Source organism: Pseudomonas sp. Pse35 (genome assembly GCF_024519715.1).
Taxonomy (GTDB): Bacteria; Pseudomonadota; Gammaproteobacteria; order Pseudomonadales; family Pseudomonadaceae; genus Aquipseudomonas; species Aquipseudomonas paracarnis.
The window spans coordinates 70,933-95,718 of record NZ_JALJRP010000009.1; the positions used below are offsets into that span (position 1 = coordinate 70,933).

Here is a 24,786-nt window from a genome sequence, read left to right on the forward strand (position 1 = left end):
GCACCCACATGAGCTTCGGCGCCGATGAAGAAATCCTTCAGGATTTCCTTGTAGAGGCCGGCGAAATTCTAGAGCAACTGTCCGAACAACTGGTCGAGCTGGAAAGCCGACCGGATGATGCGAACCTGCTCAATGCAATTTTTCGCGGTTTTCACACTGTAAAAGGGGGCGCCGGCTTCCTCCAGCTCCATGAGCTGGTGGAGTGCTGCCACATCGCCGAGAACGTCTTCGACATCCTGCGCAAGGGTGAGCGTCACGTCGACTCGGAATTGATGGACGTGATTCTCGAAGCACTGGATGCGGTCAACGGCATGTTCAGCCAGGTGCGTGAACGTGCGCCGATCACTGCCGCCACGCCGGAACTGCTGGCCGCCCTGGCGCGCCTGGCCGAACCTGCCGACACCGCGGCTGCGCCGGTGGTCGAGGCCGCACCGGAGCCGGTGGCGCAAGCCGAGCCGGACGTGACCGACAGCGAGTTCGAACAACTGCTCAACTCCCTCAGCGCGGTCAAGGCCGAGGCTGAAGCGCCGGTGCAGCCTGCCGCGACGCCGAGCAGTGAAGACATTACCGACGCCGAATTCGAGTCGTTGCTCGACCAGTTGCACGGCAAAGGCCAGTTCGCAGCAGATGCCGTGGCCCCGCCTGCCGCTGCGCCAGAAGCACCCGCTGCCAACGCCAGCACCGACATCACCGACGACGAGTTCGAGGCACTTCTCGACCAACTGCATGGCAAAGGCACCTTTGTGGCTGAAGCCCTGCCTGAGGTGGCGGCCACTGCCGCCGCTGCGCCAGCGGCCAGCGCAGCACCTGCCGATGATGGGCTGATCTCCGATCACGAATTCGAAGCCCTGCTCGACGAGTTGCACGGCAAAGGCAAGTTCAGCGAAGTGGCCCCGGCCGCGGCCGCGCAGGTTGCAGCACCAGCCACTGCGGCACCGGTTGCTGCCAAACCTGCGCCGGCTGCCAAGCCAGCACCTGCCGCCGCCCCGGCCCCTGCGCGTGCAGCGGCCCCAGCGGCAGCGGAAAAACCTGCCAGCGAAGCCGAAACCACCGTGCGCGTGGATACCGCGCGCCTGGACGACATCATGAACATGGTGGGCGAACTGGTGCTGGTGCGTAACCGCCTGGTGCGCCTGGGCCTGAACAGTGGCGACGAAGCCATGCAGAAGGCCGTGTCGAACCTCGACGTGGTCACCGCCGACCTGCAAACCGCGGTGATGAAAACGCGGATGCAGCCGATCAAGAAAGTCTTCGGCCGTTTCCCGCGCCTGGTTCGCGACCTGGCGCGCCAGCTCAAGAAAGAAATCAACCTGGAGCTGGTGGGCGAAGAAACCGACCTCGACAAAAACCTCGTCGAGGCCCTGGCCGACCCGCTGGTCCACTTGGTGCGCAACGCGGTCGACCACGGCGTAGAAACTCCGGAAGAACGCGAAGCTGCGGGCAAGTCCCGCAACGGCAAAGTGATTTTGGCGGCGGAGCAAGAGGGCGACCACATCCTGCTGTTGATCACCGATGACGGCAAAGGCATGGACCCGACCATCTTGCGCAATATCGCGGTCAAGCGCGGCGTGATGGACAAGGACGCCGCCGACCGCCTCACCGATACCGAGTGCTACAACCTGATCTTTGCCCCGGGGTTTTCGACCAAGACCGAGATCTCCGACGTGTCCGGGCGTGGCGTGGGCATGGACGTGGTGAAGACCAAGATCAGCCAGCTCAACGGCTCGATCAATATCTACTCGACCAAGGGCCAGGGCTCCAAGATCGTCATCAAGGTGCCGTTGACCCTGGCGATCATGCCGACCCTGATGGTGATGCTGGGCAACCAGGCGTTCGCCTTCCCGCTGGTCAACGTCAACGAGATCTTCCACCTCGACCTGTCGCGCACCAACGTGGTGGACGGCCAGGAAGTGGTGATCGTGCGCGACAAAGCGTTGCCGCTGTTCTACCTCAAGCGCTGGCTGGTGGCCTCGGCCGCCCATGAAGAACAGCGCGAAGGCCATGTGGTGATTCTGTCCGTGGGCACCCAGCGCATCGGCTTTGTGGTCGACCAACTGGTGGGCCAGGAAGAAGTGGTGATCAAGCCTTTGGGCAAGATGCTGCAGGGAACCCCAGGCATGTCGGGCGCAACCATTACCGGTGACGGTCGCATCGCACTGATTCTCGATGTTCCGAGCATGCTCAAGCGTTACGCCGCACGGCGTATTTGATTTTGGTGGGGCAGGGCGGTCATGCCCGCCCCGCCTAACGGAGTGTTTATGGCAGTCAAGGTCCTGGTGGTGGACGATTCGGGTTTCTTCCGCCGCCGCGTCTCGGAAATTCTTTCCGCTGATCCAACGATCCAGGTGGTCGGCACTGCCACCAACGGCAAAGAGGCGATCGATCAAGCCATTGCCTTGAAGCCGGACGTGATCACCATGGACTACGAGATGCCGATGATGGATGGCATCACGGCCGTGCGCCACATCATGCAACGCTGCCCTACACCGGTATTGATGTTTTCCTCGCTGACTCACGAAGGCGCGCGGGTGACCCTCGACGCTTTGGATGCCGGCGCGGTGGACTTTTTGCCGAAGAATTTCGAAGACATCTCGCGCAACCCTGACAAGGTCAAGCAGATGCTGTGCGAGAAGGTGCACAGCATTTCCCGCAGTAACCGTCGCAGCTTGTTCAGCACGCCCGCGCCAGCTGCCACGCCTGCGCCCGCAGCAGCGGCGCCGACCTCGTCGTTTGCGCGCCCGGCGCCTGCGCCCGTGGCCCGGCCTGCGGTCGCGCCGGTACGTGCCGCCGCAGCGTCGAGTGCGCATTCGCCCGCGCCCAAGCGCAAGGCTTACAAGCTGGTCGCCATCGGCACCTCTACCGGCGGCCCGGTGGCCTTGCAGCGGGTATTGACTCAACTGCCGGCCAACTTCCCGGCGCCGATTGTGCTGGTGCAACACATGCCGGCGGCGTTCACCAAAGCCTTCGCCGAGCGCCTGGACAAGCTGTGCCGTATCACCGTCAAGGAAGCCGAGGATGGCGACGTTCTGCGTCCTGGCCTGGCACTGCTGGCGCCGGGCGGCAAGCAGATGATGGTGGACGGGCGTGGCGCGATCAAAATCCTGCCGGGCGATGAGCGCCTGAACTACAAGCCGTGTGTGGACATCACCTTCGGTTCGGCGGCCAAGTCCTATGGCGACAAAGTTCTGGCGGTGGTGCTCACCGGTATGGGCGCCGATGGCCGTGAAGGTGCGCGCCTGCTCAAACAGGGCGGTAGCGCCATCTGGGCCCAGGATGAAGCCAGTTGCGTGATCTATGGCATGCCCATGGCCATCGTCAAGGCTGACCTGGCCGATGCGGTCTACAGCCTGGACGACATCGGCAAGCACCTGGTGGAGGCCTGCCTCTGATGGATGTGTTGAGCCTGATCGGCATCACCATGGCGTTTGTCGCCATCATTGGTGGCAACTACCTGGAAGGCGGCCACCTCGGCGCCTTGGCCAACGGCCCGGCAGCGCTGATCGTGATCGGTGGCACCGTGGGCGCGGCGTTGTTGCAGTCGCCCCTGAGCTCATTCAAGCGCGCCATGCAGATTCTGGTGTGGATCATTTTTCCGCCACGGGTCGACCTGGCAGGCGGTATCGACCGTGTGGTCAATTGGAGCCTCACCGCCCGCAAGGAAGGCCTGCTGGGCCTGGAAGGCGTGGCCGATGCCGAGCCTGACAGCTACGCGCGCAAAGGCCTGCAACTGTTGGTCGATGGCGCCGAACCGGAAGCGATCCGCAGCATCCTCGAAGTGGATTTCTACACCCAGGAAAGCCGTGATATCAATGCGGCCAAAGTCTTTGAAAGCATGGGCGGCTATGCGCCGACCATTGGCATCATCGGCGCGGTGATGGGCCTGATCCACGTGATGGGCAACCTGGCCGACCCTTCGCAACTGGGCAGCGGCATTGCCGTGGCATTTGTCGCGACCATCTACGGCGTGGCCAGTGCCAACCTGGTGTTGCTGCCGGTGGCCAGCAAGCTCAAGTCGATTGCCATGCGCCAGTCGCGTTATCGCGAAATGTTGCTCGAAGGCATCCTGTCGATTGCCGAGGGCGAAAACCCGCGCTCCATCGAATTGAAGCTTCAGGGCTTCATGGATTGATGGGTATGCACATTGACCTGTGGCCAGTGAGCTTTATGTGGCGAGCGAGCTTGCTCGCGCTGGGCTGCGAAGCAGCCCCAAAACCAGGTACCGCAATCTGTCTGAACAAACGCATTGCCTGGATGGGGGCCGCTTCGCGCCCCAGCGCGAGCAAGCTCGCTCGCCACAGTAAAGCGGCCAATAGCGGTCAGGGAGGTATTTGCCTGTGAGCCGTCGCCGTCGCGAGCCTGAAGAGCACGTCAACCACGAACGCTGGCTGGTGTCCTACGCGGACTTCATCACCTTGCTGTTCGCGTTTTTCGTGGTGATGTACTCGATCTCGTCGATCAACGAAGGCAAGTACAAGATCATTTCCCAGGCGCTGGTCGGCGTGTTCAACGATGCCGAGCGGGCGCTCAAGCCGATCCCCATCGGCGAAGAGCGGCCCAAGACGGTGACCCCGGCCAAGCCCCTGGTCAATGACAGTGATGAAACCGCCGCCGGCATCCAAGGCACCAGCGACCCGCTCAAAAGTATCGCCGACGATATCAGTGCCGCCTTTGGCGACCTGATCAGCTCCAACCAGATGACCGTGCGCGGCAATGAGTTGTGGGTGGAGATCGAGCTGAACTCCAGTCTGTTATTCGCCAGTGCCGATGCGTTGCCCAGTGACCAGGCGTTCACGATCATCGACAAGGTGGCGGCGATCCTCAAACCGTTTGAAAACCCGATCCACGTGGAAGGCTTCACCGACAATTTCCCCATCAGCACCGCGCAGTACCCGACCAACTGGGAACTGTCCTCGGCCCGCGCGTCGAGCATCGTGCGCATGTTGGCCATGCAGGGCGTGAACCCCCAGCGCCTGGCGTCGGTGGGCTATGGTGAATTCCAGCCGGTGGCCAATAACGCCACGGTGGAAGGCCGCGCCCGTAACCGCCGGGTGGTGCTGGTGGTCTCGCGCAACCTGGATGTGCGTCGCAGCCTGACCGGTACTGGCACTGCCAATGCCACCCCGGATGCGGCGTTGAAGCGTGCTGGCACACAAACTGCACCGCCCGTTGTCAAGCCGCCGGTCCGACCGAGTAACGTCAATTCTCCGTCGCTGGCTCAATAACCGTATGCAATGTCTCGGTCGCGCCTGTGCCCGCCGGGAGGAACCAACCGAATGAGAGTCTGGGCAGTTGCCAATCAAAAGGGTGGGGTCGGCAAGACCACCACTTCCATCGCCTTGGCCGGCTTGCTGGCCGAAGCGGGCAAGCGTGTGGTCGTGGTTGACCTGGACCCCCATGGTTCCATGACCAGCTATTTCGGCTACGACCCGGATGCGCTGGAACACAGCTGCTATGACTTGTTTTTGCACAAGGGCAGCGTGCCGGCGGATCTGCCTGGGCAACTGCTGTTGCCCACCAGCAACGAAAGCATTTCCCTGCTGCCGTCGAGCACTGCCCTGGCCACCCTGGAGCGCCAGTCGCCAGGCCAGAGCGGCCTGGGCCTGGTGATCGCCAAGACCCTGGCGCAGCTGTGGCAGGACTTCGATTACGCGATCATCGACAGCCCGCCGTTGCTCGGCGTGCTGATGGTCAATGCGTTGGCGGCCAGCCAGCAATTGGTGATCCCGGTGCAGACCGAGCACCTGGCGGTCAAGGGCCTGGAGCGTATGGTCAGCACCCTGGCGATGATCAACCGTTCGCGCAAGCAGGCGCTGCCGTTCAGTATCGTGCCGACCTTGTTCGACCGTCGCACCCAGGCGTCCCTCGGCACCTTGCGCGTATTGCGCGATGCCTACCCGGACACCATCTGGAATGGCTACATCCCGGTGGACACGCGCCTGCGTGACGCCAGCCGTGCCGGGCTCACACCGTCGCAGTTCGACGGCAAGAGCCGTGGCGTGCTGGCCTACCGTGCGTTGCTCAAGCACCTGCTGTCGCAACAGCTTGTGGCGCAGGTGGCGTGATGAACCGTCCTGTCGAATTCAAGACCCGCCCGCAACTGGCTCTGGAATCCTACCTGGATGCCTTGCTGCAGGATGCGACGGCCGAGGAACTGCCAGAACCGATTCTGGTACTTGAGCCTGCTGTCGAACCCGAAAGCCCGCTGGATGAATTCCAGCAGGCGGTGATGGAAGAACAGGCGCGGGATGCGCAGGTGGTGGAGGCTCCCGTGGTGGTGCCAAGCGTCCCGGCGGTGTTGGCGCCCCCGGTGGTTGAACCGCTGGTGGAAGTGCACCTGCCGCCCAGCCTCACGCCGCCGCCGGTGACGGGCGACGGTCGCCCCTGGTGGGCTGCCGAGCCGTTCGAGTGCCTGCTGTTCGACGTCGCCGGGTTGACCCTGGCGGTGCCGCTGGTGTGCCTGGGCTCGATCTATTCCCTGGAAGGCCAGGAGCTGACGCCGCTGTTCGGGCAGCCGGAGTGGTTCCTCGGCATCCTGCCCAGCCAGGCCGGCAACCTCAAGGTGCTGGATACGGCGCGCTGGGTGATGCCCGACCGCTACCGCGATGATTTTCGCCAGGGCCTGCAATACGTGATCTCGGTGCAGGGCTACGAGTGGGGGCTGGCGGTGCATCAAGTCAGCCGCTCGTTGCGCCTGGACCCCAATGAAATCAAATGGCGCAGCCACCGCGGCCAGCGGCCGTGGCTGGCGGGCACGGTGATTGAACACATGTGCGCGTTGCTGGATGTCGCCGAACTGGCCGAGTTGATCGCCAGCGGTGCGGTGAAGGCAATGCCACAGAACAAACGCAGTTGATTGAACAATAAGGGCCGTGCGGTTGCGCGGCCTACGTGCACACACGCCGTCGATAGCGGCATTTGAAGGGGTCAGATGAATGAACAAGTCAGCGTCCGCACAAGGTTTGGATGATCCGATCCTGCAATGGGTGACCTTCAAGCTGGACAACGAAACCTACGGCATCAACGTGATGCGCGTGCAGGAAGTGCTGCGCTACACCGAGATCGCCCCGGTTCCAGGCGCGCCAAGCTACGTGCTGGGCATCATCAACCTGCGCGGCAATGTGGTGACGGTGATCGACACCCGCCAGCGGTTCGGCCTGGACACGGTTGAAGTCAGCGACAACACCCGTATTGTGATCATCGAGGCCGACAAGCAAGTGGTCGGCATCCTGGTCGACAGCGTGGCCGAGGTGGTTTACCTGCGCCAATCGGAAGTGGAAACCGCACCGAACGTGGGTAACGAAGAGTCGGCCAAGTTCATCCAGGGCGTGTGCAACAAGAACGGCGAACTGCTGATTCTGGTTGAGCTGGACAAGATGATGAGCGAAGAAGAATGGTCGGAACTGGAGAGCATCTGATTGTTCCTTGAGGCAGCGGTGATTGTCCTGGCCCTGTTGTGGGCCGGGACCTTGGCGTTTGTGCTGCGCTCTATGCGCCAGCAGCGGGAGTCAGCCTTGCAACAGGCCGAGCGCGATGCGGTGCGCGACCGGCGCATTCTGGAACTGGTCAAGCGTGTTGATCACTTCCAGCAAAGTGCGGTGCGGGTTGGGGATGAAGTGCATGAACTGCGCGCGATTCTCGCGCCGTTGCCCGACAGGTTGGTGCAGTTGGAGCAGCGTGATCCGTCGAACCTGTCGTTTGCCCAGGCGGCCAAGCTGGTTGGCATGGGGGCGACGGTGGATGAGTTGACCCAGTCGTGCGGGCTGACCCAGGCTGAGGCGCAGTTGATGAGCAAGTTGCACAAGGGCTGATTCTCGATAGCGGCCTGGCAGCCGACGCTTCTCTACCTTGCGCCCAACGATCCAACTGTGGGAGCTGGCTTGCCTGCGATGACGGCCTGCCAGCCGACATCTATCTGCCTGACAGCCCACATTTTGATCTGCATACCTCAATCAATTTTCTCCAGCCACAGACTTTTCCTGTTCCCCAAAGGTCAACATCCTTCAAGCACCTTGACCCAGGAGATTCTCCCAAATGACCGCCCCCAAAGCCCTGTTGATCCTCCACGGCAAACAAGCCCTCAACGAGGATGTGCGCGCTGCTGTGCTGTCGCGGCGTGAGCAGGGTGGGGAGTTGGCGGTGCGGGTGACCTGGGAGGGCGGTGATGCCCGGCGACTGGTCAATGAAGCCCTGGCCGAGGGGTACACCCATATCATTGCCGGCGGTGGCGACGGCACCTTGCGCGATGTGGCCGAAGCCATGGCCCATGCCAACACTGACGCCAGCCTGGTGCTGATGCCCCTGGGCACCGCCAATGATTTCGCCAAAGCCGCCGGCGTGCCGTTGGAGCCGGCTGGCGCCCTGGCCTTGCTGGACGTACAGCCCAGGGCGATCGACCTTGGCCAGGTGGGTGGGCAAATCTTCTTGAACATGGCCACCGGTGGTTTTGGCAGCCAGGTCACGGCCAACACGTCCGAAGACCTGAAGAAGGTCTTGGGCGGTGCCGCGTACCTGTTCACCGGTTTAACCCGCTTCAGTGAATTGAAAGCCGCCTACGGTGAATTGGAAGGCCCGGATTTCCATTGGAAAGGCGAGTTGCTCGCGTTGGGCATCGGCAACGGTCGCCAGGCCGGTGGCGGGCATGTGCTGTGCCCCGGAGCATTGGCTGATGACGGGCTGTTGGATGTCAGCATCTTGCCGGCGCCTCAAGAGGTGGTCGGCACGTTGCGTGAGTTGATGAACAACGGCTGGGGCCTGGACACCATGTTCGTGCGCGCACGCCTGCCCTGGGTGAAGATCAAGGTCGCACAAGGCTTGTACATCAACCTCGACGGCGAGCCGCTGGAAGGCGACGACCTGCACTTCGAGGCGCTGCCCAAGGCCCTGCGCGTGCACTTGCCGCTGGGTTCGCCGTTAGTCGTCCAGGCTGATGATCTGCTCACGCACGGCAAATAGCACCAGGCCCGCCACGTCAAAAATCTGCAAGCGCTTCATGATCTGCGAGCGGTGGGCTTCGACAGTCTTGATGCTCAGGCCCAGGCCGTGGGCAATTTCCCGGGTGGATTTGCCGCGCACGATCAAGCGCAGGATTTCCAGTTGCCGCGCCGTCAGGTTGTGGCTGTGGGCGACAGGCGCGCTGGAGTCCTGGCTACGGATCAGCGCCTGGTTGATCACTGTGTGGGCGATGGCAGGGCTCAGATAGCGTTCGTTGTTACGCAGAGCCAGCAGGGCATGTTCCAGCTCGTTGGCGGTGGTGTCTTTGAGCAGGTAGCCGTGGGCACCAGACTCCAGGGCGCGCATGATCATCTCGGGATCGGTGTGCATCGACAGGATCAGCACTTTGCACTTGGGGTAGGCGCGCTTGAGTTGCTGCAAGGCATCCAGGCCCCCGGTGTGTTTCATCGACAGGTCCAGCAGCACAATGTCGGGCTGCAGGGCGCAGAATTTCTCAAGCAGTTGCGCGCCATCGCTGGCCTCTCCAACGACGGCGTAGCCGGGGATATCCAGGATCAGTGCACGCACGCCGGCGCGGATCAAGGCATGGTCATCGACCAGGAGCAGATTGCAGGTCACCGGAGAACCTTATGGGCACTGGCCCGTTCGAGGGCGCGGGGGGGCCAGGGGAAAAGTGCGTGGATGCGTGTGCCGTTGCCCGGCTGGCTGCTGACGGACACGGTGCCGCCCAACTGGTGGGCCCGTTCGCACATGCCGGCCATGCCCCGTTGGCCTTCCTTGCCGGGGTCGGCGGCAGGTGCGAAGCCCTGGCCGTCATCGCATATCGTCAGTGACAGCCCTTCCGGCAAGCGTTGCAGGCGCACCAGCAGGTTGTGTGCCTTCGCATGGCGCAGCATGTTGGTGACCGCTTCCTGGGTGATGCGAAAGGCCGCCACGGCCATTTCTTCGGGAATGCCGGTGAGGCGTTGCTGACACTCCAGGCTCCAGCACACCTGGGTATTTTCCAGGGCCTTGAGCAGGTGCGCGCGCAGGCTGGCTTCCAGCCCCAGGCTTGCCAGTTGGCGAGGGTTGAGAATGGCGGACACGTCGCGCACCTTGGCCAGGGTTTCATTGAGCGTATTGCATAGCACCGAGCAATGAATTTGCAGGTCTTGGGGCAGTCGACGCTGCAACCATTCGCTCTGCAACTTGGCGGCGGTCAGCAGTTGGCCGATGTCATCGTGCAGCTCGCGGCTGAGGCGGTGGCGTTCGTTTTCCTGGACTTGCAGCAGGCGGTCGGCCAGCTCCTGGGGCTGGAACTTGATGGCTTTGCGCGAGCGCCACTGGTGCAGGGCGACCACTGCCAACGTGACTAGGTTGAGCAACACAATCACTAATGGCAGCGGCGCGCCTTGCAGGTAAACCCACAGGCTGACCAGCACTGAGCACAGGCACAGGGCAAGGATGAGGGGGCGCGCATGGCGGCGGGACACGAACCTTGCGATGAGTGACTTGAGGCTGGCGTACATAGCGGATGGAGCCAATGAGGGTTCACTGCGCGAAGACCGGTCACGGCGGTTGACTGGGCTCTGTCGAGAGTGCGGTGCCGGATCGTGGTTATCCATAATGAAGTTGCTTCATTTCGAGCGGGGCATGGTACCACCACTATTACCGTTGGTCGCCTGGCATATTCCTCCCTCGATATATTAACCACGTCAATGCCCTGACGGTCAGGCCAGCGCTCTTGAGTTGTATTAGTTAGACTGATTTGTACAATTTTTAAGGTGCTGGCTAATTGATATTTCTTCAGTCTCTAGAAGTGTTTCATCTTTGGCTTAAACGGTCGCTTTTAGATAACACGGTATTAAATACGACCTCTCCTTGATTTAAGACCTCTGCTGTAGACGCTGCTGATGGCCGTAGTCTTTTTGCGGAATCTGCGAGGTCACCGTGGCAATCAGCGAAGTTTGCTCACTGTCATCCAGGCCCAGTTCCCCGGTACGGATGTCAATCAGCTCCAGTTGCCAAGCCAGTAACCTCAGGCAGTCGTGCAACGCCTCCAGGGCCTGGTCATGCAGTTGCACCGGGCTCACGGCATTGGCGATCAGGTATTGAATATGCCGGGAGAACTCGCTGATCGCCTGCAAGGCCAGGCCATCGGCTTTTTCTGCCAGTTTGGCCAAGCTGGTTTTCATGCAGTCGATGGCGTCGCTGTCATTGCGGATCAAATGCAGGTGGTTCAGGCATTCCTCGGACTTGGCCAGCAGCATTTCGGCTTCCAGCAAAAACTCGGGAAGCGCGGTTTGCCATTCGTTCGCGCTATTCATCATGCAAGTCTCCACAACTTAAGGTCGGGTGATGAGATGTCGCACCGGGTGAATGGCTTAAAACTAGCGCTGAAATACGACTGGGGCGTGTAGGTTGCTTCCGATAATCCAGTAGGACGTTTATTGAAAAACTCACGAATGCCGCCTTTAACCGCTGTTAGGCGGGATGACGCAACTTCAGTTGCCGATACGTGAGTGCCTGAAAGGCCCGTAGACCAAGGGCTTGGGTGGGCAAACAAAAGCCTGACTCCATTCATGCAATGAGAATGGCGTCACATTAATGGCTATTAGATATCGCGAATATCAGGTTGGGCCTGATTGCGTATAGGGGAATCCCCTATGTGGTGGAACTGCACGTCAATTCGACTGTCGCGCAAGGCGGCTTGATAGAGCATCAAGGGCCCAAGCAGTAAAGCATGATGTCAGTGTGACATCAATGGATTTACATGGCATTTTATTGGGGTCAAGGTCCGGCGCTTGCCGCCGATAACGTGCTTATACAGCTGCATACCCTTTCACGCGCCTGCGGCGTGTACACCAGGAGCTTTTAATGGCCGGCATTCTCGACACGGTAGATCAACGCACGCAATTGGTGGGTGAGAATCGCCTGGAAATTCTCATGTTCCGCCTCTTCGGACGGCAGTTGTTCGCGATCAACGTGTTCAAAGTGCAGGAAGTGCTGCAGTTGCCCAAGCTGACCCTGATGCCCCAGCGCCACCCGTTCGTGTGTGGGGTGGTCAACCTGCGTGGCCAGACCCTGCCGGTGATCGACCTGTCCCAGGCCATCGGTATGCGTCCTTTGGTGCCGGGCCCCAACAGCACCATTATCGTCACCGAATATAATCGCTCGGTGCAGGCGTTCCTGGTGGGCGGTGTCGACCGCATCGTCAACATGAACTGGGAAGCCATCCTGCCGCCGCCGACCAGCGCCGGTCGCCAGCACTACCTCACCGCCATCAGCAAGGTCGATGAGCAACTGGTGGAAATCATCGACGTGGAAAAAGTCCTCGCCGAGATCGTGCCCTACAACGCCAAGGTCTCCCGGGACAAACTTGAAGACCCGGTGCTGGAGCGTGCCCGTGGCCGCGAAGTGCTTCTGGTGGATGATTCCAACGTGGCGTTGTCGCAGTTGCGTGACACCCTGGGCCAGTTGGGCGTGAAGATGCACGTCGCCAGCGACGGTCTCAAGGCACTGAACATGCTCAAGGCTTGGGCCGACAGCGGCCAGGTGATGACCGACAAACTGCTGATGATCTTCACCGACGCCGAAATGCCCGAGATGGATGGCTACCGTCTCACTACCGAAATCCGCAACGACCCGCGCCTGCGTGGTCTGTACGTGGTGATGCACACCTCGCTGTCGGGCAGCTTCAATGACTCGATGGTCAAGAAGGTCGGCTGCGACAATTTCCTCTCCAAATTCCAGCCGGACAAGCTGGTGGACGTGGTACGCCAGCGACTGATGTTGGACGAAATGCCCGCCTGACTTTAGGATGACACTTTGTTTCCTAGGAAGGCAGGCCCATGCTGCGTCTCAGCGCGTTGTACCGTTACCCCTTGAAGTCCGGCAAGGCCGAAGCCTTGCAGCAGATTGGCCTGGATAAACTCGGGTTGGACGGGGATCGACGCTGGATGCTGGTGGATGAAGCCAGCGGGCGGTTCCTGACGCAACGGGCCGTGGCGAAGATGAGCCAGCTCTCGGCGTTGTGGAACAGCAGCGGGGGCCTGACCCTGAGTTCGCCGGGCTACGCGCCATTGGATGTGGCATTGCCGGGCAGCGCCAGCGAACTGCGTGGTGTGACCATCTGGCGCGATACGCTGCGTGTGCCGGATGCTGGCGATGAGGCCGCGGCCTGGGTCAGCGCATTCATTGGCAAGCCGACGCGCCTGGTGCAACTGCCCCTGGAACGTGCGCGCACCACCGAAGCCGGGTATGGCAAGGATGACGACAAGGTCGGCTTCGCTGACGGCTACCCGTTGCTGTTGATCGGCCAGGGCTCCCTCGACGACTTGTGTGAAAAGATCGGCCGCCCGATGCAGATGCTGCGTTTTCGTCCCAACCTGGTCATCGAGGGCGCCGAGGCTTTCGCCGAAGACGGTTGGAAGCGCTTGCGCATCGGCGACGTGGAGTTTCGGGTGGTCAAGCCGTGCTCGCGGTGCATCCTCACCACAGTCGACCCCCAGACCGGTGAGCGCAGCCCCGACCGCGAGCCTTTCGCGACGCTGCAAACCTACCGCAAGACCGAAAAGGGCGCGATGTTCGGCCAGAACCTGGTCAACGATGGCATCGGGCGCCTGGAAGTCGGCATGCCGGTAACGGTGCTGGAATAAAAAAGCCCGTCTCGTGGGAGACGGGCTTTTTGTGTGCCGGGTACCGCTTAGCCGCGGTATTCACACAGGTAGGCGGTGTCCACCGCAACCTTCAACTGGAACTTGCTGTTGGCCGGTACGTTGAACTGGCTGCCGGCAGCGAAGGTTTCCCAGTCGCTGCTGTCGGGCAGCTTCACGGTCAGGGCGCCGGAGACAACGTGCATGATTTCACGTTGGGCGGTGCCGAATTCGTATTCACCCGGAGCCATCACGCCGATGGTCGCCGGCCCTTCTGCGGTGCCGAAAGCGATCGACTTGACGGTGCCGTCGAAGTACTCGTTGACTTTGAACATGGGTGGATCCTCGGAAAAGATGGATGCTTACGCTCATCACTGCAGGCGCGGGCTTCTGTGGCGAGGGAGCTTGCTCCCGTTGACTGCGTAGCAGTCCCCGTTTTTTGGGGGAGCTTCGCACCCCAGCGCAAGCAAGCTTGCTCGCCACAGGATTTCGTTGGTGCAGGTGGGCAGCATCAAAGGAAAATGGCTGGCCAGTATGCCCAAGGCTGTGGACGCTGCCTAGACCGGCAATATCAGCGGCAGCAGGCGTGCGGTGTTGCGTGCATCCTCCAGGGCGCGATGCTGCTGGCCATTGAACTGCATTCCGGCCAATTGCAGCGCACCATTGAGCCCCAGCGGCTTGTCCAGGCGCCGGGCCTTGGCAAAGCGTTGCTTGAGGTTCACATGCGGGGTGTCGCCCAAGGCGCTGGCGAGGCCATGGCGCTGCCACTCCAGCTCAAGCTGCACGCGATCATAGTCACCCCAACTGGCCCAGCCTTCCAGGCGTGGCTGATGTTGGCCCAGCCAGCGCTCGAACAGCGGCCACACCTCGGTGATCGGCGCGGCCATGTCGATATTGGCCTGGGTGATATGGGTGAGTTTGCGGCAAAAGGGTGTCAGCAATGGCCGGCGCAAGGGCCGCACAAAGCGCTGGAAGTGGTCCAGTTCGCGGCCCTGGCGGTTGACCAGGCTGGCGCCGATCTCGATGACTTCCATCTCTGTCACGGGCCAGCCGCCGTCATCCGTTGTGGCTTCAAGGTCAATAATCAGCCAATGAGGCATGTGCAGGTTCCCGTACTCGTCCCTTCCTGATGGGGATAGAGCGTAGCCCGGCCCTGTAGTTCCGCCTAGGGGCGTTATTCGATCTCCAGCAAAACCTGACGGTTGCGCACCTGGTCGCCCGTCATGACGCGCATCTCCTTGACGGTGCCATCGATGCCGGCCTTCAACGGGTGCTCCATTTTCATCGCTTCGAGCACCAGCAACAGTTGGCCTTTGCTGACGGTCTCACCGACGCACACCCGTATATCGACGATGGCGCCGTCCATGGGCGCCTGGACCGTGCCGCTGCTGGCGTCGGCCTGGCGGCTGGCGACTTGCTGGGTGCGGTCGGTGACGGTCAGCCCTGGTAGCCATAGCCGGTTGCCGTCCAGGTGATAAGCGATGCGGCGGCGGACCCCCTTGATGACGAGGCTGGCGTGACGGCCGTCGGTGGTGAGTTGCAGGTCGTCAACGCTGACGCTGTGGAGTTGGCCGTTGGCCTCCAAACGGTACGTTACGGGGACACTCGCCGTATTGCGCCAGCGCGCAAGTGTTTGGGTGTGCTGGTTGGCGCTGTGTTGATAAAACAGCGCGGCGGCCAGCTTGAGCTGTTCAGCGGTCGCCGTCTGCTGTGGGATGACGCTGAAGTGTTCGGCGATCAACCCCGTGCTGAAGTCGCCATTGATAAAGTCCGGGTGCTTGAGCAGGTCGATGAGCAAACGCTGGTTGGTCGCCACGCCCAGCAATACGCTGTCTTCCACGGCCCGCAGCAGTTTTCGCCGGGCTTCTTCGCGGCTGGCGCCGTGGGCGATGATCTTGCCCAGCATCGGGTCGTAGAACGGGCTGACGGTTTGGCCTTCAAGCAATCCATGGTCGATGCGTACGCCGGGGGCTGGTTCCCAACGCAACACGTCACCGGTTTGCGGCAGGAAGCCCTGGGCCGGGTCTTCGGCGTACAGGCGTACTTCCATGGCGTGGCCGGTCAGGGTCACCTGTGATTGGGTGAGTGGCAGCGGTTGGCCGGCGGCGATCTGCAACTGCCAGTCCACCAGGTCGAGGCCGGTAATCATCTCGGTGACGGGGTGTTCGACTTGCAGGCGCGTGTTCATTTCCAGGAAATAAAACTGGCCGTTGCGGTCGAGCAGAAACTCCACGGTGCCGGCACCTACATAGTTCACCGCCCGCCCGGCCTTGAGCGCGGCTTCGCCCATGGCCTGGCGCAGATCGGGCGTCATCACGGGGCAGGGCGCTTCTTCAATGACTTTCTGATGGCGGCGCTGTATCGAACAGTCGCGTTCGCCGAGGTAAATGAGGTTGCCATGGCTGTCGCCGAACAGCTGCACTTCCACGTGGCGCGGGTCGATCAGCGCCTGTTCGAGGATCAGCTCGTCGCTGCCGAACGCATTCATGGCTTCCGAGCGTGCGGTGCGCAGTTGCTCCAGCAGCTGTTCGCGCTGGTGCACCAGGCGCATGCCACGCCCACCGCCACCGGCGCTGGCCTTGATCATCAGTGGGAAGCCGATGCGTTCGGCTTCCCGTTGCAGGGTGGCATCGTCCTGGGCACTGCCTTGATAGCCGGCGATGCAAGGTACGCCGGCGTCGAGCATGGCGAGTTTGGACAGGCGTTTGCTGCCCATCAGTTCGATCGCCTCGGCGCTGGGGCCGATGAAGGTGAGCGTGGCCTGCTGGCAGGCGCGGGCGAAGTCGGGGTTTTCCGAGAGGAAGCCGTAGCCGGGGTGAATGGCGTCGGCGCCGGTCAGTTGGGCGGCGGCGAGGATGGCCTCTGTGTTCAGGTAGGACTGGTGGACGGGCGCCGGGCCGATGTGTACGGCTTCGTCGGCCATCTGCACGTGCAGGGCATCGGTATCCGCGTCGCTGTACACGGCCACGGTGCGGTAGCCGAGGGCCTGGGCAGTGCGCTGGATGCGGCAGGCGATTTCACCGCGGTTGGCGATCAGGATCTTGGTGAATGCGGGCATTGGGTTATCCCTTGGCTGATGGGGTGTTTGTTCTGGCCTCTTCGCGAGCAAGCCCGCTCCCACAGGTTGGAATGCATTTCAAATGTGGGAGCGGGCTTGCTCGCGAAGGCGTCATTTGCACCAACTCGGCTTTCGCTTCTGCACAAACGCCTGCGTCCCCTCAACCCCTTCTTCACTCCTCACCGCCTCGGCAAACCACTGCGCCCCGCGATCCAGCACGGCCTCAAGGGGCTCATCCACACTGGCCAGCAACAGCGCTTTAGTCCGTGCGTTCGCCCCCGGCGCACACTGCAACACCTGCCCCAATACCTCATCCACCCGCTGCGCCAATGCCTGGGCGTCGTGCTCGACAAAATGCACCACTCCCAGCCGCCCAGCCTCAACCCCATCAAACCGCGCCGCCGTCAGCGCCAGGCGCCGCGTGTGAGTAAGGCCAATACGCTTGACCACAAACGGCGCAATCTGTGCCGGCAACAACCCCAGGCGGGTCTCGGGCAAGCCGAACTGCGCCTGGCCCTCTGCAATCGCAATATCACTCACGCACGCCAGCCCGAACCCACCGCCCAGCACCGCGCCTTGCAGCACCGCGATCACCACGGGTGCCAGTGCCTGCACCTCTTGCAGCAAGGTGCCAAATGCGCGGTTCAACGCTTGCAGTTGATCTCCCGCGCTGACCAGATCCTTCACATCGGCCCCCGCGCAAAAATGCCCGCCCGCGCCGCTGATCACCACGGCGCGCACCTGGCTGTCCAACTGCGCCAGTACCGCACGCAGCTCATTGACCATTTCAAGGCTCATTGCATTGCGGCATTCGGGCCGGTTGAGGGTGATATGCAGCACGCCGTTGTGGGCTTCTAGCAGCAAGGTGTTCATGGTTTTTTACCGGGCAGGGTGCCCATCAGTTTGCAGATGATGCCCAGCATGATTTCGTCGGCACCGCCGCCAATCGACACCAGGCGCACGTCGCGATAGGCGCGGGCCACCGGGTTGTCCCACATGAAGCCCATGCCGCCCCAATATTGCAGGCAGCTGTCGCTGACCTCACGGCCCAGGCGCCCGGCCTTGAGTTTGGCCATGGAGGCCAGCCGCGTGACGTCCTGGCCCTTGATGTACTGCTCGGTGGCCTGGTAGACCAAGGCGCGCAGGCATTCGATTTCGGTGGCCAGTTCCGCCAGGCGGAAGTGGATCACCTGGTTGTCGATCAACGCCTTGCCGAAGGTTTGGCGCTCCTTGCAGTATTCGATGGTGCTGTCGATGCAGTACTCCAGGCCCTTGATCATATTGGCCGCGCCAAACAGGCGTTCCTCCTGGAACTGCAACATCTGCATCATGAAGCCCGCGCCTTCGTGGCCGATGCGGTTGCGTTGCGGTACGCGCACGCCGTCGAAAAACACCTGGGCGGTCTCGGAGCTGTGCATGCCGAGTTTTTCCAACGGCGGGCTGACGCTGATGCCGGGGCTGTTCATCGGCACCATGATCAGGGATTTGTTGATGTGCGGCTTGTCGTCCGAGGTGTTGGCCAGCAGGCAGATGAAGTCAGCGCTGGGCGAATTGGTGATCCACATCTTGCTGCCATTGATCACGTAGTCGTCGCCGTCCTTGCGCGCATGGGTCTTGAGCCCGGCCACGTCGGAGCCGGCGCCGGTTTCCGAGACGCCGATGCAGCCCACTTGTTCGCCGCTGATGGCCGGGCGCAGGAACTCTTCGCGCAGTTCATCGGAGCCGAAGCGCGCCAGGGCCGGAGTGCACATATCGGTCTGCACACCAATGGACATGGGGATGCCGCCGCAGCGGATGGTGCCGAACTCTTCGGCGGCGACAATGGAGTAGCTGTAGTCCAGGCCCATGCCGCCGAATTTTTCCGGTTTGGAGATGCCCAGCAGGCCGAGGTCGCCGGCCTTGCGGAAGATTTCGTGAATGGGGAAGCGCCCGGCTTTTTCCCATTCATCCACGTACGGGTTGATCTCGCGGTCGACGAAGGCGCGCACGGTGCGGCGCAGTTCCTGGTGTTCCTGGGTGAAGATCATTTTTATTGTTCTCCCTGTTGGGACGCGGAGCGTCCTGGTTTGCATTCCCACGCGGAGCGTGGGAACGATCACCCACGTGGAGCGTGGGAACGATCAGCGCGCCACGCCAAAGCTGTTCGGTTGCAGTTGCCGCAGTTCGGCGTCGTGACAGATATCCAGCACAAACCCGAGCAAGGTGCGGGTATCCCGTGGATCAATCAGCCCGTCGTCCCACAGGTTGGCGCTGCTGTAGAGGGCGGTGGACTGGCTGTCGAGCTTCTGCGCGGTGACCTGTTCGAGCATGTCGAGCACTTTGAGGTCGGGCACCAGGCCGTCCTTGAGTTGCTTGGCCTCGGTGACAATGCGCAGCACCTTGCCCGCTTGTGCGCCGCCCATCACCGCGGTGCGGCTGTTGGGCCAGGCGAAGATAAAGCGGGGGTCCAGGCCGCGACCGCACATGGCGTAGTTGCCGGCACCGTAGGAACCACCGACCACGATGGTGAGTTTAGGCACACGGGCATTGGCCACCGCCTGGATCATCTTCGCGCCGTGCTTGATCACCCCTTGCTGTTCCGACTCGGTGCCCACCATGAAGCCGGTGGTGTTATGCAAGAACAGCAGCGGCGTACGGCTCTGGTCGCACAGCTGGATAAACTGCGCGGCCTTGCTCGCGCCCTTCGGCGTGATGGGGCCGTTATTGCCGATCACTCCCACGGCGCGCCCCTGGATATGCAGATGGGCGCAGACGGTGTGGGGGTCGAACTCGCCCTTGAATTCCAGCAGGTTGGAACCGTCGGCCAGGCGCGCCAGGATTTCGCGCACGTCATAAGGCTTTTTCGGGTCATCGGGAATCAGCCCCAACAGCTCTTCAATCGGGTACAGCGGTTCGCGATAGGCGCGGGCTGGCGCGTGCGGCAAGCGGTCATTCCAGGGCAGCAGGCCCACAATTTCACGCACGATGCGCACGCCGTCGGCATCGTCTTGGGCCAGGTACTCAGCGGTGCCTGCGGTTTGCGCGTGCATCTGCGCACCCCCCAGTTCTTCATCGGTGGCGACTTCGCCGGTGGCGGCCTTGAGCAACGGTGGCCCGGCGAGGAACAGCTTGGCCTTGCCGCGCACCACCACCACGTAATCCGACAGGCCCGGCTGATACGCACCGCCGGCCGTGGCCGAGCCGTGCACCACGGTGATCTGCGGCAAGCCCATGGCGGACATGCGTGCCTGGTTGGCAAAGCTGCGCGCGCCTTCGACGAAAATCTCGGCTGCGTAGTTGAGGTTGGCGCCGCCGCTTTCGGCGAGGGTCACCACTGGCAGTTTGTTCTCCATGGCGATCTGTTGCAGGCGCAGGGATTTTTTCAGCCCGGAGGGGGAAATGGTGCCGCCTTTGATCGCGCTGTTGTTGGCCACCACCAGCATGCGCACGCCGCTGACATAGCCGATACCAGCGATCAGCCCACCCCCGGCGGCGCTACCGTCCTTGTCGTCGTGGAGTTTGTAGCCGGCCAGGCTGGCCAGCTCCAGGAAAGGCGCGCCGGGGTCCAGCAGCAGGTTGAGGCGCTCACGGGGCAGCAATTGGCCGCGCTTGTCGAACTTGGGCTTGGCTTCCTGGGCCTTGGCCAGCAGGGTGTGTTCCAGTTGGCGTAGCTGGGCAATGGACGCCAGCATGGCTTCGCGGTTTTGCGCGAACGCTGGGCTGTTAGGGTCGATCGTGGTTTCAATGACTGGCATGGCGTTATTGCTCCGCCTTGAGCACATCCGGCAGGTAGGCGCGGTGGAACCCGTTGAATGGCTCGCTCTGCGCCTGCGCCTTGTGCAGCGGCCATGCGCGGCTGCCCAGGCTGGCGGCGCCGTCGATGCGCAGGGTGCTACCGCTGATAAAGGCCGCAGCCGGGCTGAGCAGGAAGACGATGGCCGCGCTGACTTCCGACTCGGTGCCGATGCGCTTGAGCGGTACATGCTCACGCAGGGTGGGAATCACCGCCTTGAACGCGCCTTCGTAGGTGTCCATGCCGCTGGAGGCAATCCAGCCAGGCGCCACGGCGTTGACGCGCACCCCGGCATAGCCCCACTCAAACGCGGCGGTCTTGGTGAAGTTGCCCATCCCGGAGCGCGCCGCGCCGGAGTGGCCCATGCCGGGCATGCCGCCCCACATGTCGGCGAGCATGTTGACGATCGCGCCACCGTGCTTGCTCATCGACTGGTTGAACACTTCCCGCGCCATCAGGAAACCGCCCACCAGATTGGTGCGCAGTACGGTTTCAAAGCCCTTCTGATTGATCGCCGCCAGTGGCGACGGGTATTGGCCGCCCGCGTTATTCACCAGGCCATGGATGGGGCCGTGGTCGTGCAGGATCTGCGTGACCAGCGCTTCCACCGCCTCTTCCTCACGAATGTCACAGGCATGCCAATGGGCGACGCCGCCATCTTCAGCAATTTCCGCCGCGACCTTCTGCAGTTTTTCTGGCTTGCGCCCCACCAGGATCACGCAGGCACCAAGGGCCGCCAGCTCATGGGCGGTGCAGCGGCCAATGCCACTGCCGCCTCCGGTGACAATCACGGTTTGCCCCTTGAACAGGTCGGCTTTGAAGATCGAGTCGAAGGCCACGGCGACGGTCCTTTAGGTGAGTTGATCGGCAATGTGTTGCGGCACGGCGATGGGGATTTCCAGCAGTTGCTGGGCGAAGGCTTTGCCCTGGGGATCGATGCGCAGGCTGGCGATACCGCCGCCGCCCAGGGCGTTTTCCAGCAGGAAGTTGAGGCTGTGGCTGCCGGGCAAGTACCAGCGTTCGACGCGGCCATGGATCGGGTCGAGCACGTGGTCCATCCAGTCGACGATCACCTCCGGGGTCAGGGCTTCGGCGATCCACGGCAGGTAGTCGGGGTGGCGGGCGATCACGCCGATATTGCTGTGGTTGCCCTTGTCACCAGAGCGCGCCACGGCGAGTTTCACCAGCGGCACACTGGCATCGGCACGGCCCTGGGGCTTGGCCGGCTCGATGGGCGCAGCGGGCGTGAGCAGAGACGCGGAGGCGGGCAGCTCGACGGCATGACGTTGGCCTTGGTACTCGATGGCGACGCTACACCGTGATTTGTCGACCAGGAACGAAAACAGCCGAATCAGCGGATACACCGTCGGCCGCCCGCCAACAATGCCGGTCAGCCCCGGTGCCATGCCGGTGGCCGCCTGGGCGATCTCGCGCGCGAACAGCACCAGCGCCTGCTTGTTCGGATGCCGCACCGCCAGCTTCACCACCACTTCGCGGCAATCCGCACGCCGGGCGTGAGCGCCGTAGGTGGCTTCGCTGCCGAGCAGTTCGATGTTGACGTCGGTGTAGGGCGCCCAGCCGCGCTGGCTGAACAGCTCCGAAGTCTTGTTGATGAGCGCCTGGCTGACCCGCTCGGCCTTGGCCACCGCGTCGATGCCGGCGAGCAGGCAACTGGCGGTGCAGCGAAAGCCATCGGGGTAAGTGGCGCTGACCTTGTACTGGTCGGTGGGTGGCAGGCCCTTGGCGCCGTGCAGGCGCACCGCGTGTTTGCCTTGTTGCTGCAGTTTGACCTGGCTGAAATCGCAGATCACGTCCGGCAGCACATAGGCGCGCGGGTCACCGATTTCATACAGCAGTTGTTCGGCTACGCTGAGTTCGCTGATCAGCCCCCCGCTGCCTTCGACCTTGTTGACGGTGAACTGGCCGTCGGCGCTGACTTCGACGATAGGGAAGCCGATGTGTTCGTAGTCGGGCACGTCACGCCAGTCGGTGAAGTTTCCGCCGGTGCATTGGGCGCCGCATTCGATGATATGCCCGGCCAGGGCGGCCTGGGCCAGGTGATCGTAGTCCTGCCATGACCAATTGAATTCATGCACCAGTGCCGCGCTGACCACTGCGCTGTCGACCACCCGGCCGGTGATGACAATATCGGCGCCGAGCCCCAATGCCTGGGCAATGCCCGGTGCGCCGAGGTAGGCGTTGGCGGACACGCACAGGGGCGGCAGCGGGGCGCCGTTGTACAGGTCGGTGACAGGCGGCAGCTGTTTGAGTTGAGGGTGCAGGTCATCGCCGAGCAACACGGCGATTTTCAGCGGGATGTGGGCGTTATCGCAGGCCGCTTGCAGGGCGGCGGCGCAGGCCTGGGGGTTGATACCGCCGGCATTGCTGATCACTCGGATGCCCTGGCGCTGGATATCCGCCAGCAGGGGCGTAAGCACCTCGACAAAATCCGTGGCGTAACCGGCCTTGGGGTCTTTCAGGCGGGCACCGGCGAGGATCGACATGGTGACTTCCGCCAGGTAATCGAACACCAGGTAATCCAAGGCACCGCCCTGCACCAATTGGGCGGCGGCGGTGCAGGTGTCGCCCCAGAAGGCGCTGGCGCAGCCGATACGTACCGTCTTGCTCATGAGAAATCCTTCCTCCAAGGGCTGGTGCCGAGACTACCAAGCAAGCGCTTGGTTTGTAAACTCCAGTCACAAGTTTTACCCAAGCGCTTGCTTGGGTGGCAGTCACGGCCTAAATTGCCGGCCAAGACGACAGTAGACGTGAAGGAGAGCAGCATGGATGAGCACAAAGCCCTGGGGGTGATGCGCACCATGGTCGATGGTGGCCAATTGACGGACCCCGAGAGCGCCCGCGGCAAGTTGCTGCAAACCGCAGCTCATCTGTTTCGCAACAAGGGGTTCGAGCGCACCACTGTGCGAGATCTGGCCAGCGCCGTGGGCATCCAGTCCGGCAGCATCTTTCATCACTTCAAGAGCAAGGATGAGATATTGCGTGCGGTGATGGAGGAAACCATCCATTACAACACCGCGATGATGCGCGCTTCACTGGAAGAGGCGAGCACGGTGCGCGAACGCGTGCTGGCGCTGATCCGCTGCGAGTTGCAGTCGATCATGGGTGGCAGTGGCGAGGCCATGGCGGTGCTGGTCTACGAATGGCGCTCGCTGTCGGCCGAAGGCCAGGCGCACGTGCTGGCCCTCCGTGACGTGTATGAGCAGATCTGGTTGCAGGTACTGGGCGAGGCCAAGGCCGCTGGCTACATCCGGGGCGATGTGTTTATCACCCGGCGCTTCCTCACTGGCGCCTTGTCCTGGACCACCACCTGGTTTCGCGCCCAAGGCAGCCTGACCCTTGAAGAGTTGGCCGAAGAGGCTTTGTTGATGGTGCTGAAGTCGGACTGAGGCGCAAGTTATTAATTTGCTGGCGAAAGTTGTCTCCCCCAGCAAAAACGCCTAGCTTATCGGCATTGAACTCTTCAACGGTGCGTGCCTCGATGTTTTCGCCATGGCGGCTGGCTGCAGGACTTACTTTATGGGCACTGGGCACCGCCGCGTGGACGCAGGCCGGTGCCGCGCAGTTGGTGAGAATCGGCGCGGCGCATTTTCCGCCCTACACCGTACGCCCTGAACAAGGCGCCGACACCGGGTTGCTGCCGCAATTGGTCGAGGCGTTGAACGCTGCGCAAACCGATTACCAGTTCGTGGTGGTGCCTACCTCAATCCCCCGGCGTTTTCGTGACTTCGAGCAAGGCCGGGTCGACATGGCCATCTTCGAAAACCCGTCCTGGGGTTGGCAGAATATTGCCCATACCAGTGTTGATATGGGGCTGGAAGATGCGGAAATATTCGTTGCCCAGCGTCAACCCGGGCGCGACCAGAGCTACTTCGCCGACCTCTCCGGTAAGCGCCTGGCGGTATTCAGCGGGTATCACTATGCCTTTGCCGACTTCAATCCCGATCCCAAGAACATGGCCGAGCGTTTCAACGCGACGTTGACCTATTCCCATGACAGTAATTTGCTGATGGTTGCTCGTGGGCGTGCGGATATTGCACTGGTTACCCGTTCGTACCTGAGTGATTTCATGGTGCGCAACGCAGACATGGCGGGGCAGTTTTTGGTGTCGGAGCGTATTGACCAGGTGTATCACCATTACGCGCTTCTACGGCCCAAGGCCCCGATCACCGGGCCGGCGTTTGCCGGGTTGCTCAAGAGGCTGCGTGATAATGGCCAGATGTTGAAGATTTTCGAGCCGTATCGAATTGATGTGACGGCGGTGCCCGGGCAATAGAGTCGGTTTTTACTTGAATACCATTTGTCGGCTAATCAATAAAACTGTCAGTTCTGACAGTAGCTGTCTGGTTGTA

24 protein-coding genes are annotated in these 24,786 nt (G+C 62.1%); 13 read left to right on the top strand and 11 right to left on the bottom strand.

Going from position 1 to position 24,786, the window contains the following annotated elements:
- The first annotated feature begins 8 nt into the window (after positions 1-8).
- The 9 genes from OC445_RS10650 (at position 9) to yegS (ending at position 8,952) form a co-directional block, all read left to right on the top strand.
- Positions 9-2,210, top strand: a complete 2,202-nt coding sequence (locus OC445_RS10650; protein ID WP_262020150.1) for a chemotaxis protein CheA — start codon at positions 9-11, stop codon at positions 2,208-2,210.
- Between the two features lie 48 nt (positions 2,211-2,258).
- Entirely contained in the window at positions 2,259-3,389 is a 1,131-nt protein-coding gene (locus OC445_RS10655; protein ID WP_089041950.1) for a chemotaxis response regulator protein-glutamate methylesterase, read from the top strand.
- On the top strand, positions 3,389-4,129 hold the full coding sequence (locus tag OC445_RS10660) for a flagellar motor protein (RefSeq protein WP_003192902.1): 741 nt from the start codon (positions 3,389-3,391) through the stop codon (positions 4,127-4,129). Before OC445_RS10655 ends, OC445_RS10660 begins: the two co-directional genes overlap by 1 nt.
- A gap of 205 nt (positions 4,130-4,334) precedes the next feature.
- Positions 4,335-5,222, top strand: coding sequence for a flagellar motor protein MotD (gene motD / locus OC445_RS10665; protein ID WP_060764480.1), 888 nt, complete (start codon positions 4,335-4,337; stop codon positions 5,220-5,222).
- A 51-nt stretch (positions 5,223-5,273) separates the two neighbouring features.
- Entirely contained in the window at positions 5,274-6,062 is a 789-nt protein-coding gene (locus tag OC445_RS10670; protein WP_014719332.1) for a ParA family protein, read from the top strand.
- Positions 6,062-6,853 (top strand): CheW domain-containing protein, encoded by a 792-nt coding sequence (locus tag OC445_RS10675; protein WP_181125471.1) that lies wholly within the window; start codon positions 6,062-6,064, stop codon positions 6,851-6,853. The genes OC445_RS10670 and OC445_RS10675 overlap by 1 nt, the downstream gene beginning before the upstream one ends.
- A gap of 79 nt (positions 6,854-6,932) precedes the next feature.
- Positions 6,933-7,415, top strand: coding sequence for a chemotaxis protein CheW (locus tag OC445_RS10680; RefSeq protein ID WP_003192896.1), 483 nt, complete (start codon positions 6,933-6,935; stop codon positions 7,413-7,415).
- Entirely contained in the window at positions 7,416-7,808 is a 393-nt protein-coding gene (locus OC445_RS10685) for a DUF2802 domain-containing protein (protein WP_057976958.1), read from the top strand.
- Between the two features lie 223 nt (positions 7,809-8,031).
- On the top strand, positions 8,032-8,952 hold the full coding sequence (yegS, locus tag OC445_RS10690) for a lipid kinase YegS (protein ID WP_054920405.1): 921 nt from the start codon (positions 8,032-8,034) through the stop codon (positions 8,950-8,952).
- Here the strand turns inward: yegS and OC445_RS10695 are convergent.
- From OC445_RS10695 to OC445_RS10705, 3 genes are all read right to left on the bottom strand, one after another.
- The gene (locus OC445_RS10695; protein ID WP_034126803.1) at positions 8,911-9,570 is read right to left on the bottom strand and encodes a response regulator transcription factor; all 660 of its coding nucleotides are present in this window, start codon (positions 9,568-9,570) and stop codon (positions 8,911-8,913) included. The two genes, yegS and OC445_RS10695, sit on opposite strands and share 42 nt — an antisense overlap.
- Positions 9,567-10,460, bottom strand: coding sequence for a sensor histidine kinase (locus OC445_RS10700; protein ID WP_181125478.1), 894 nt, complete (start codon positions 10,458-10,460; stop codon positions 9,567-9,569). The genes OC445_RS10695 and OC445_RS10700 overlap by 4 nt, the downstream gene beginning before the upstream one ends.
- A gap of 357 nt (positions 10,461-10,817) precedes the next feature.
- Positions 10,818-11,261 (bottom strand): hypothetical protein, encoded by a 444-nt coding sequence (locus OC445_RS10705; RefSeq protein ID WP_169918712.1) that lies wholly within the window; start codon positions 11,259-11,261, stop codon positions 10,818-10,820.
- Positions 11,262-11,808: 547 nt separating this feature from the next.
- Here OC445_RS10705 and OC445_RS10710 point away from each other — a divergent pair.
- Complete coding sequence (locus OC445_RS10710; protein ID WP_034126805.1) at positions 11,809-12,744, top strand: chemotaxis protein CheV; 936 nt, start codon at positions 11,809-11,811, stop codon at positions 12,742-12,744.
- A gap of 38 nt (positions 12,745-12,782) precedes the next feature.
- Positions 12,783-13,589, top strand: coding sequence for an MOSC domain-containing protein (locus tag OC445_RS10715; RefSeq protein ID WP_198790839.1), 807 nt, complete (start codon positions 12,783-12,785; stop codon positions 13,587-13,589).
- A 47-nt stretch (positions 13,590-13,636) separates the two neighbouring features.
- Here the strand turns inward: OC445_RS10715 and OC445_RS10720 are convergent, their stop codons facing one another.
- From OC445_RS10720 to OC445_RS10755, 8 genes are all read right to left on the bottom strand, one after another.
- Positions 13,637-13,921: a pyrimidine/purine nucleoside phosphorylase gene (locus tag OC445_RS10720; RefSeq protein WP_003226701.1), complete on the bottom strand. Its 285-nt coding sequence runs from the start codon at positions 13,919-13,921 to the stop codon at positions 13,637-13,639.
- A 222-nt stretch (positions 13,922-14,143) separates the two neighbouring features.
- Positions 14,144-14,686 carry an exonuclease domain-containing protein gene (locus OC445_RS10725; protein WP_019818536.1) on the bottom strand — a complete coding sequence of 181 codons (543 nt, stop codon included), beginning with the start codon at positions 14,684-14,686 and terminating at the stop codon, positions 14,144-14,146.
- Positions 14,687-14,760: 74 nt separating this feature from the next.
- Positions 14,761-16,644 carry an acetyl/propionyl/methylcrotonyl-CoA carboxylase subunit alpha gene (locus tag OC445_RS10730; protein ID WP_198790838.1) on the bottom strand — a complete coding sequence of 628 codons (1,884 nt, stop codon included), beginning with the start codon at positions 16,642-16,644 and terminating at the stop codon, positions 14,761-14,763.
- A 111-nt stretch (positions 16,645-16,755) separates the two neighbouring features.
- The gene (locus OC445_RS10735; RefSeq protein ID WP_054896352.1) at positions 16,756-17,517 is read right to left on the bottom strand and encodes an enoyl-CoA hydratase/isomerase family protein; all 762 of its coding nucleotides are present in this window, start codon (positions 17,515-17,517) and stop codon (positions 16,756-16,758) included.
- Complete coding sequence (atuD, locus tag OC445_RS10740) at positions 17,514-18,671, bottom strand: citronellyl-CoA dehydrogenase (protein WP_054896351.1); 1,158 nt, start codon at positions 18,669-18,671, stop codon at positions 17,514-17,516. The genes OC445_RS10735 and atuD overlap by 4 nt, the downstream gene beginning before the upstream one ends.
- Positions 18,672-18,764: 93 nt before the next feature.
- Positions 18,765-20,378 (bottom strand): geranyl-CoA carboxylase subunit beta, encoded by a 1,614-nt coding sequence (atuC, locus tag OC445_RS10745; protein WP_198790837.1) that lies wholly within the window; start codon positions 20,376-20,378, stop codon positions 18,765-18,767.
- Between the two features lie 4 nt (positions 20,379-20,382).
- The gene (locus OC445_RS10750) at positions 20,383-21,255 is read right to left on the bottom strand and encodes an SDR family oxidoreductase (protein ID WP_198790836.1); all 873 of its coding nucleotides are present in this window, start codon (positions 21,253-21,255) and stop codon (positions 20,383-20,385) included.
- A 12-nt stretch (positions 21,256-21,267) separates the two neighbouring features.
- Positions 21,268-23,046, bottom strand: coding sequence for an acyclic terpene utilization AtuA family protein (locus tag OC445_RS10755; protein ID WP_198790835.1), 1,779 nt, complete (start codon positions 23,044-23,046; stop codon positions 21,268-21,270).
- Positions 23,047-23,199: 153 nt separating this feature from the next.
- Between OC445_RS10755 and OC445_RS10760 the strand changes: the two genes are divergently transcribed.
- Together OC445_RS10760 and OC445_RS10765 are read left to right on the top strand one after the other, a co-directional pair.
- Positions 23,200-23,823: a TetR/AcrR family transcriptional regulator gene (locus OC445_RS10760; protein ID WP_034126813.1), complete on the top strand. Its 624-nt coding sequence runs from the start codon at positions 23,200-23,202 to the stop codon at positions 23,821-23,823.
- A 92-nt stretch (positions 23,824-23,915) separates the two neighbouring features.
- Positions 23,916-24,710 (top strand): substrate-binding periplasmic protein, encoded by a 795-nt coding sequence (locus OC445_RS10765; protein WP_127881069.1) that lies wholly within the window; start codon positions 23,916-23,918, stop codon positions 24,708-24,710.
- Positions 24,711-24,786 lie beyond the last annotated feature (76 nt).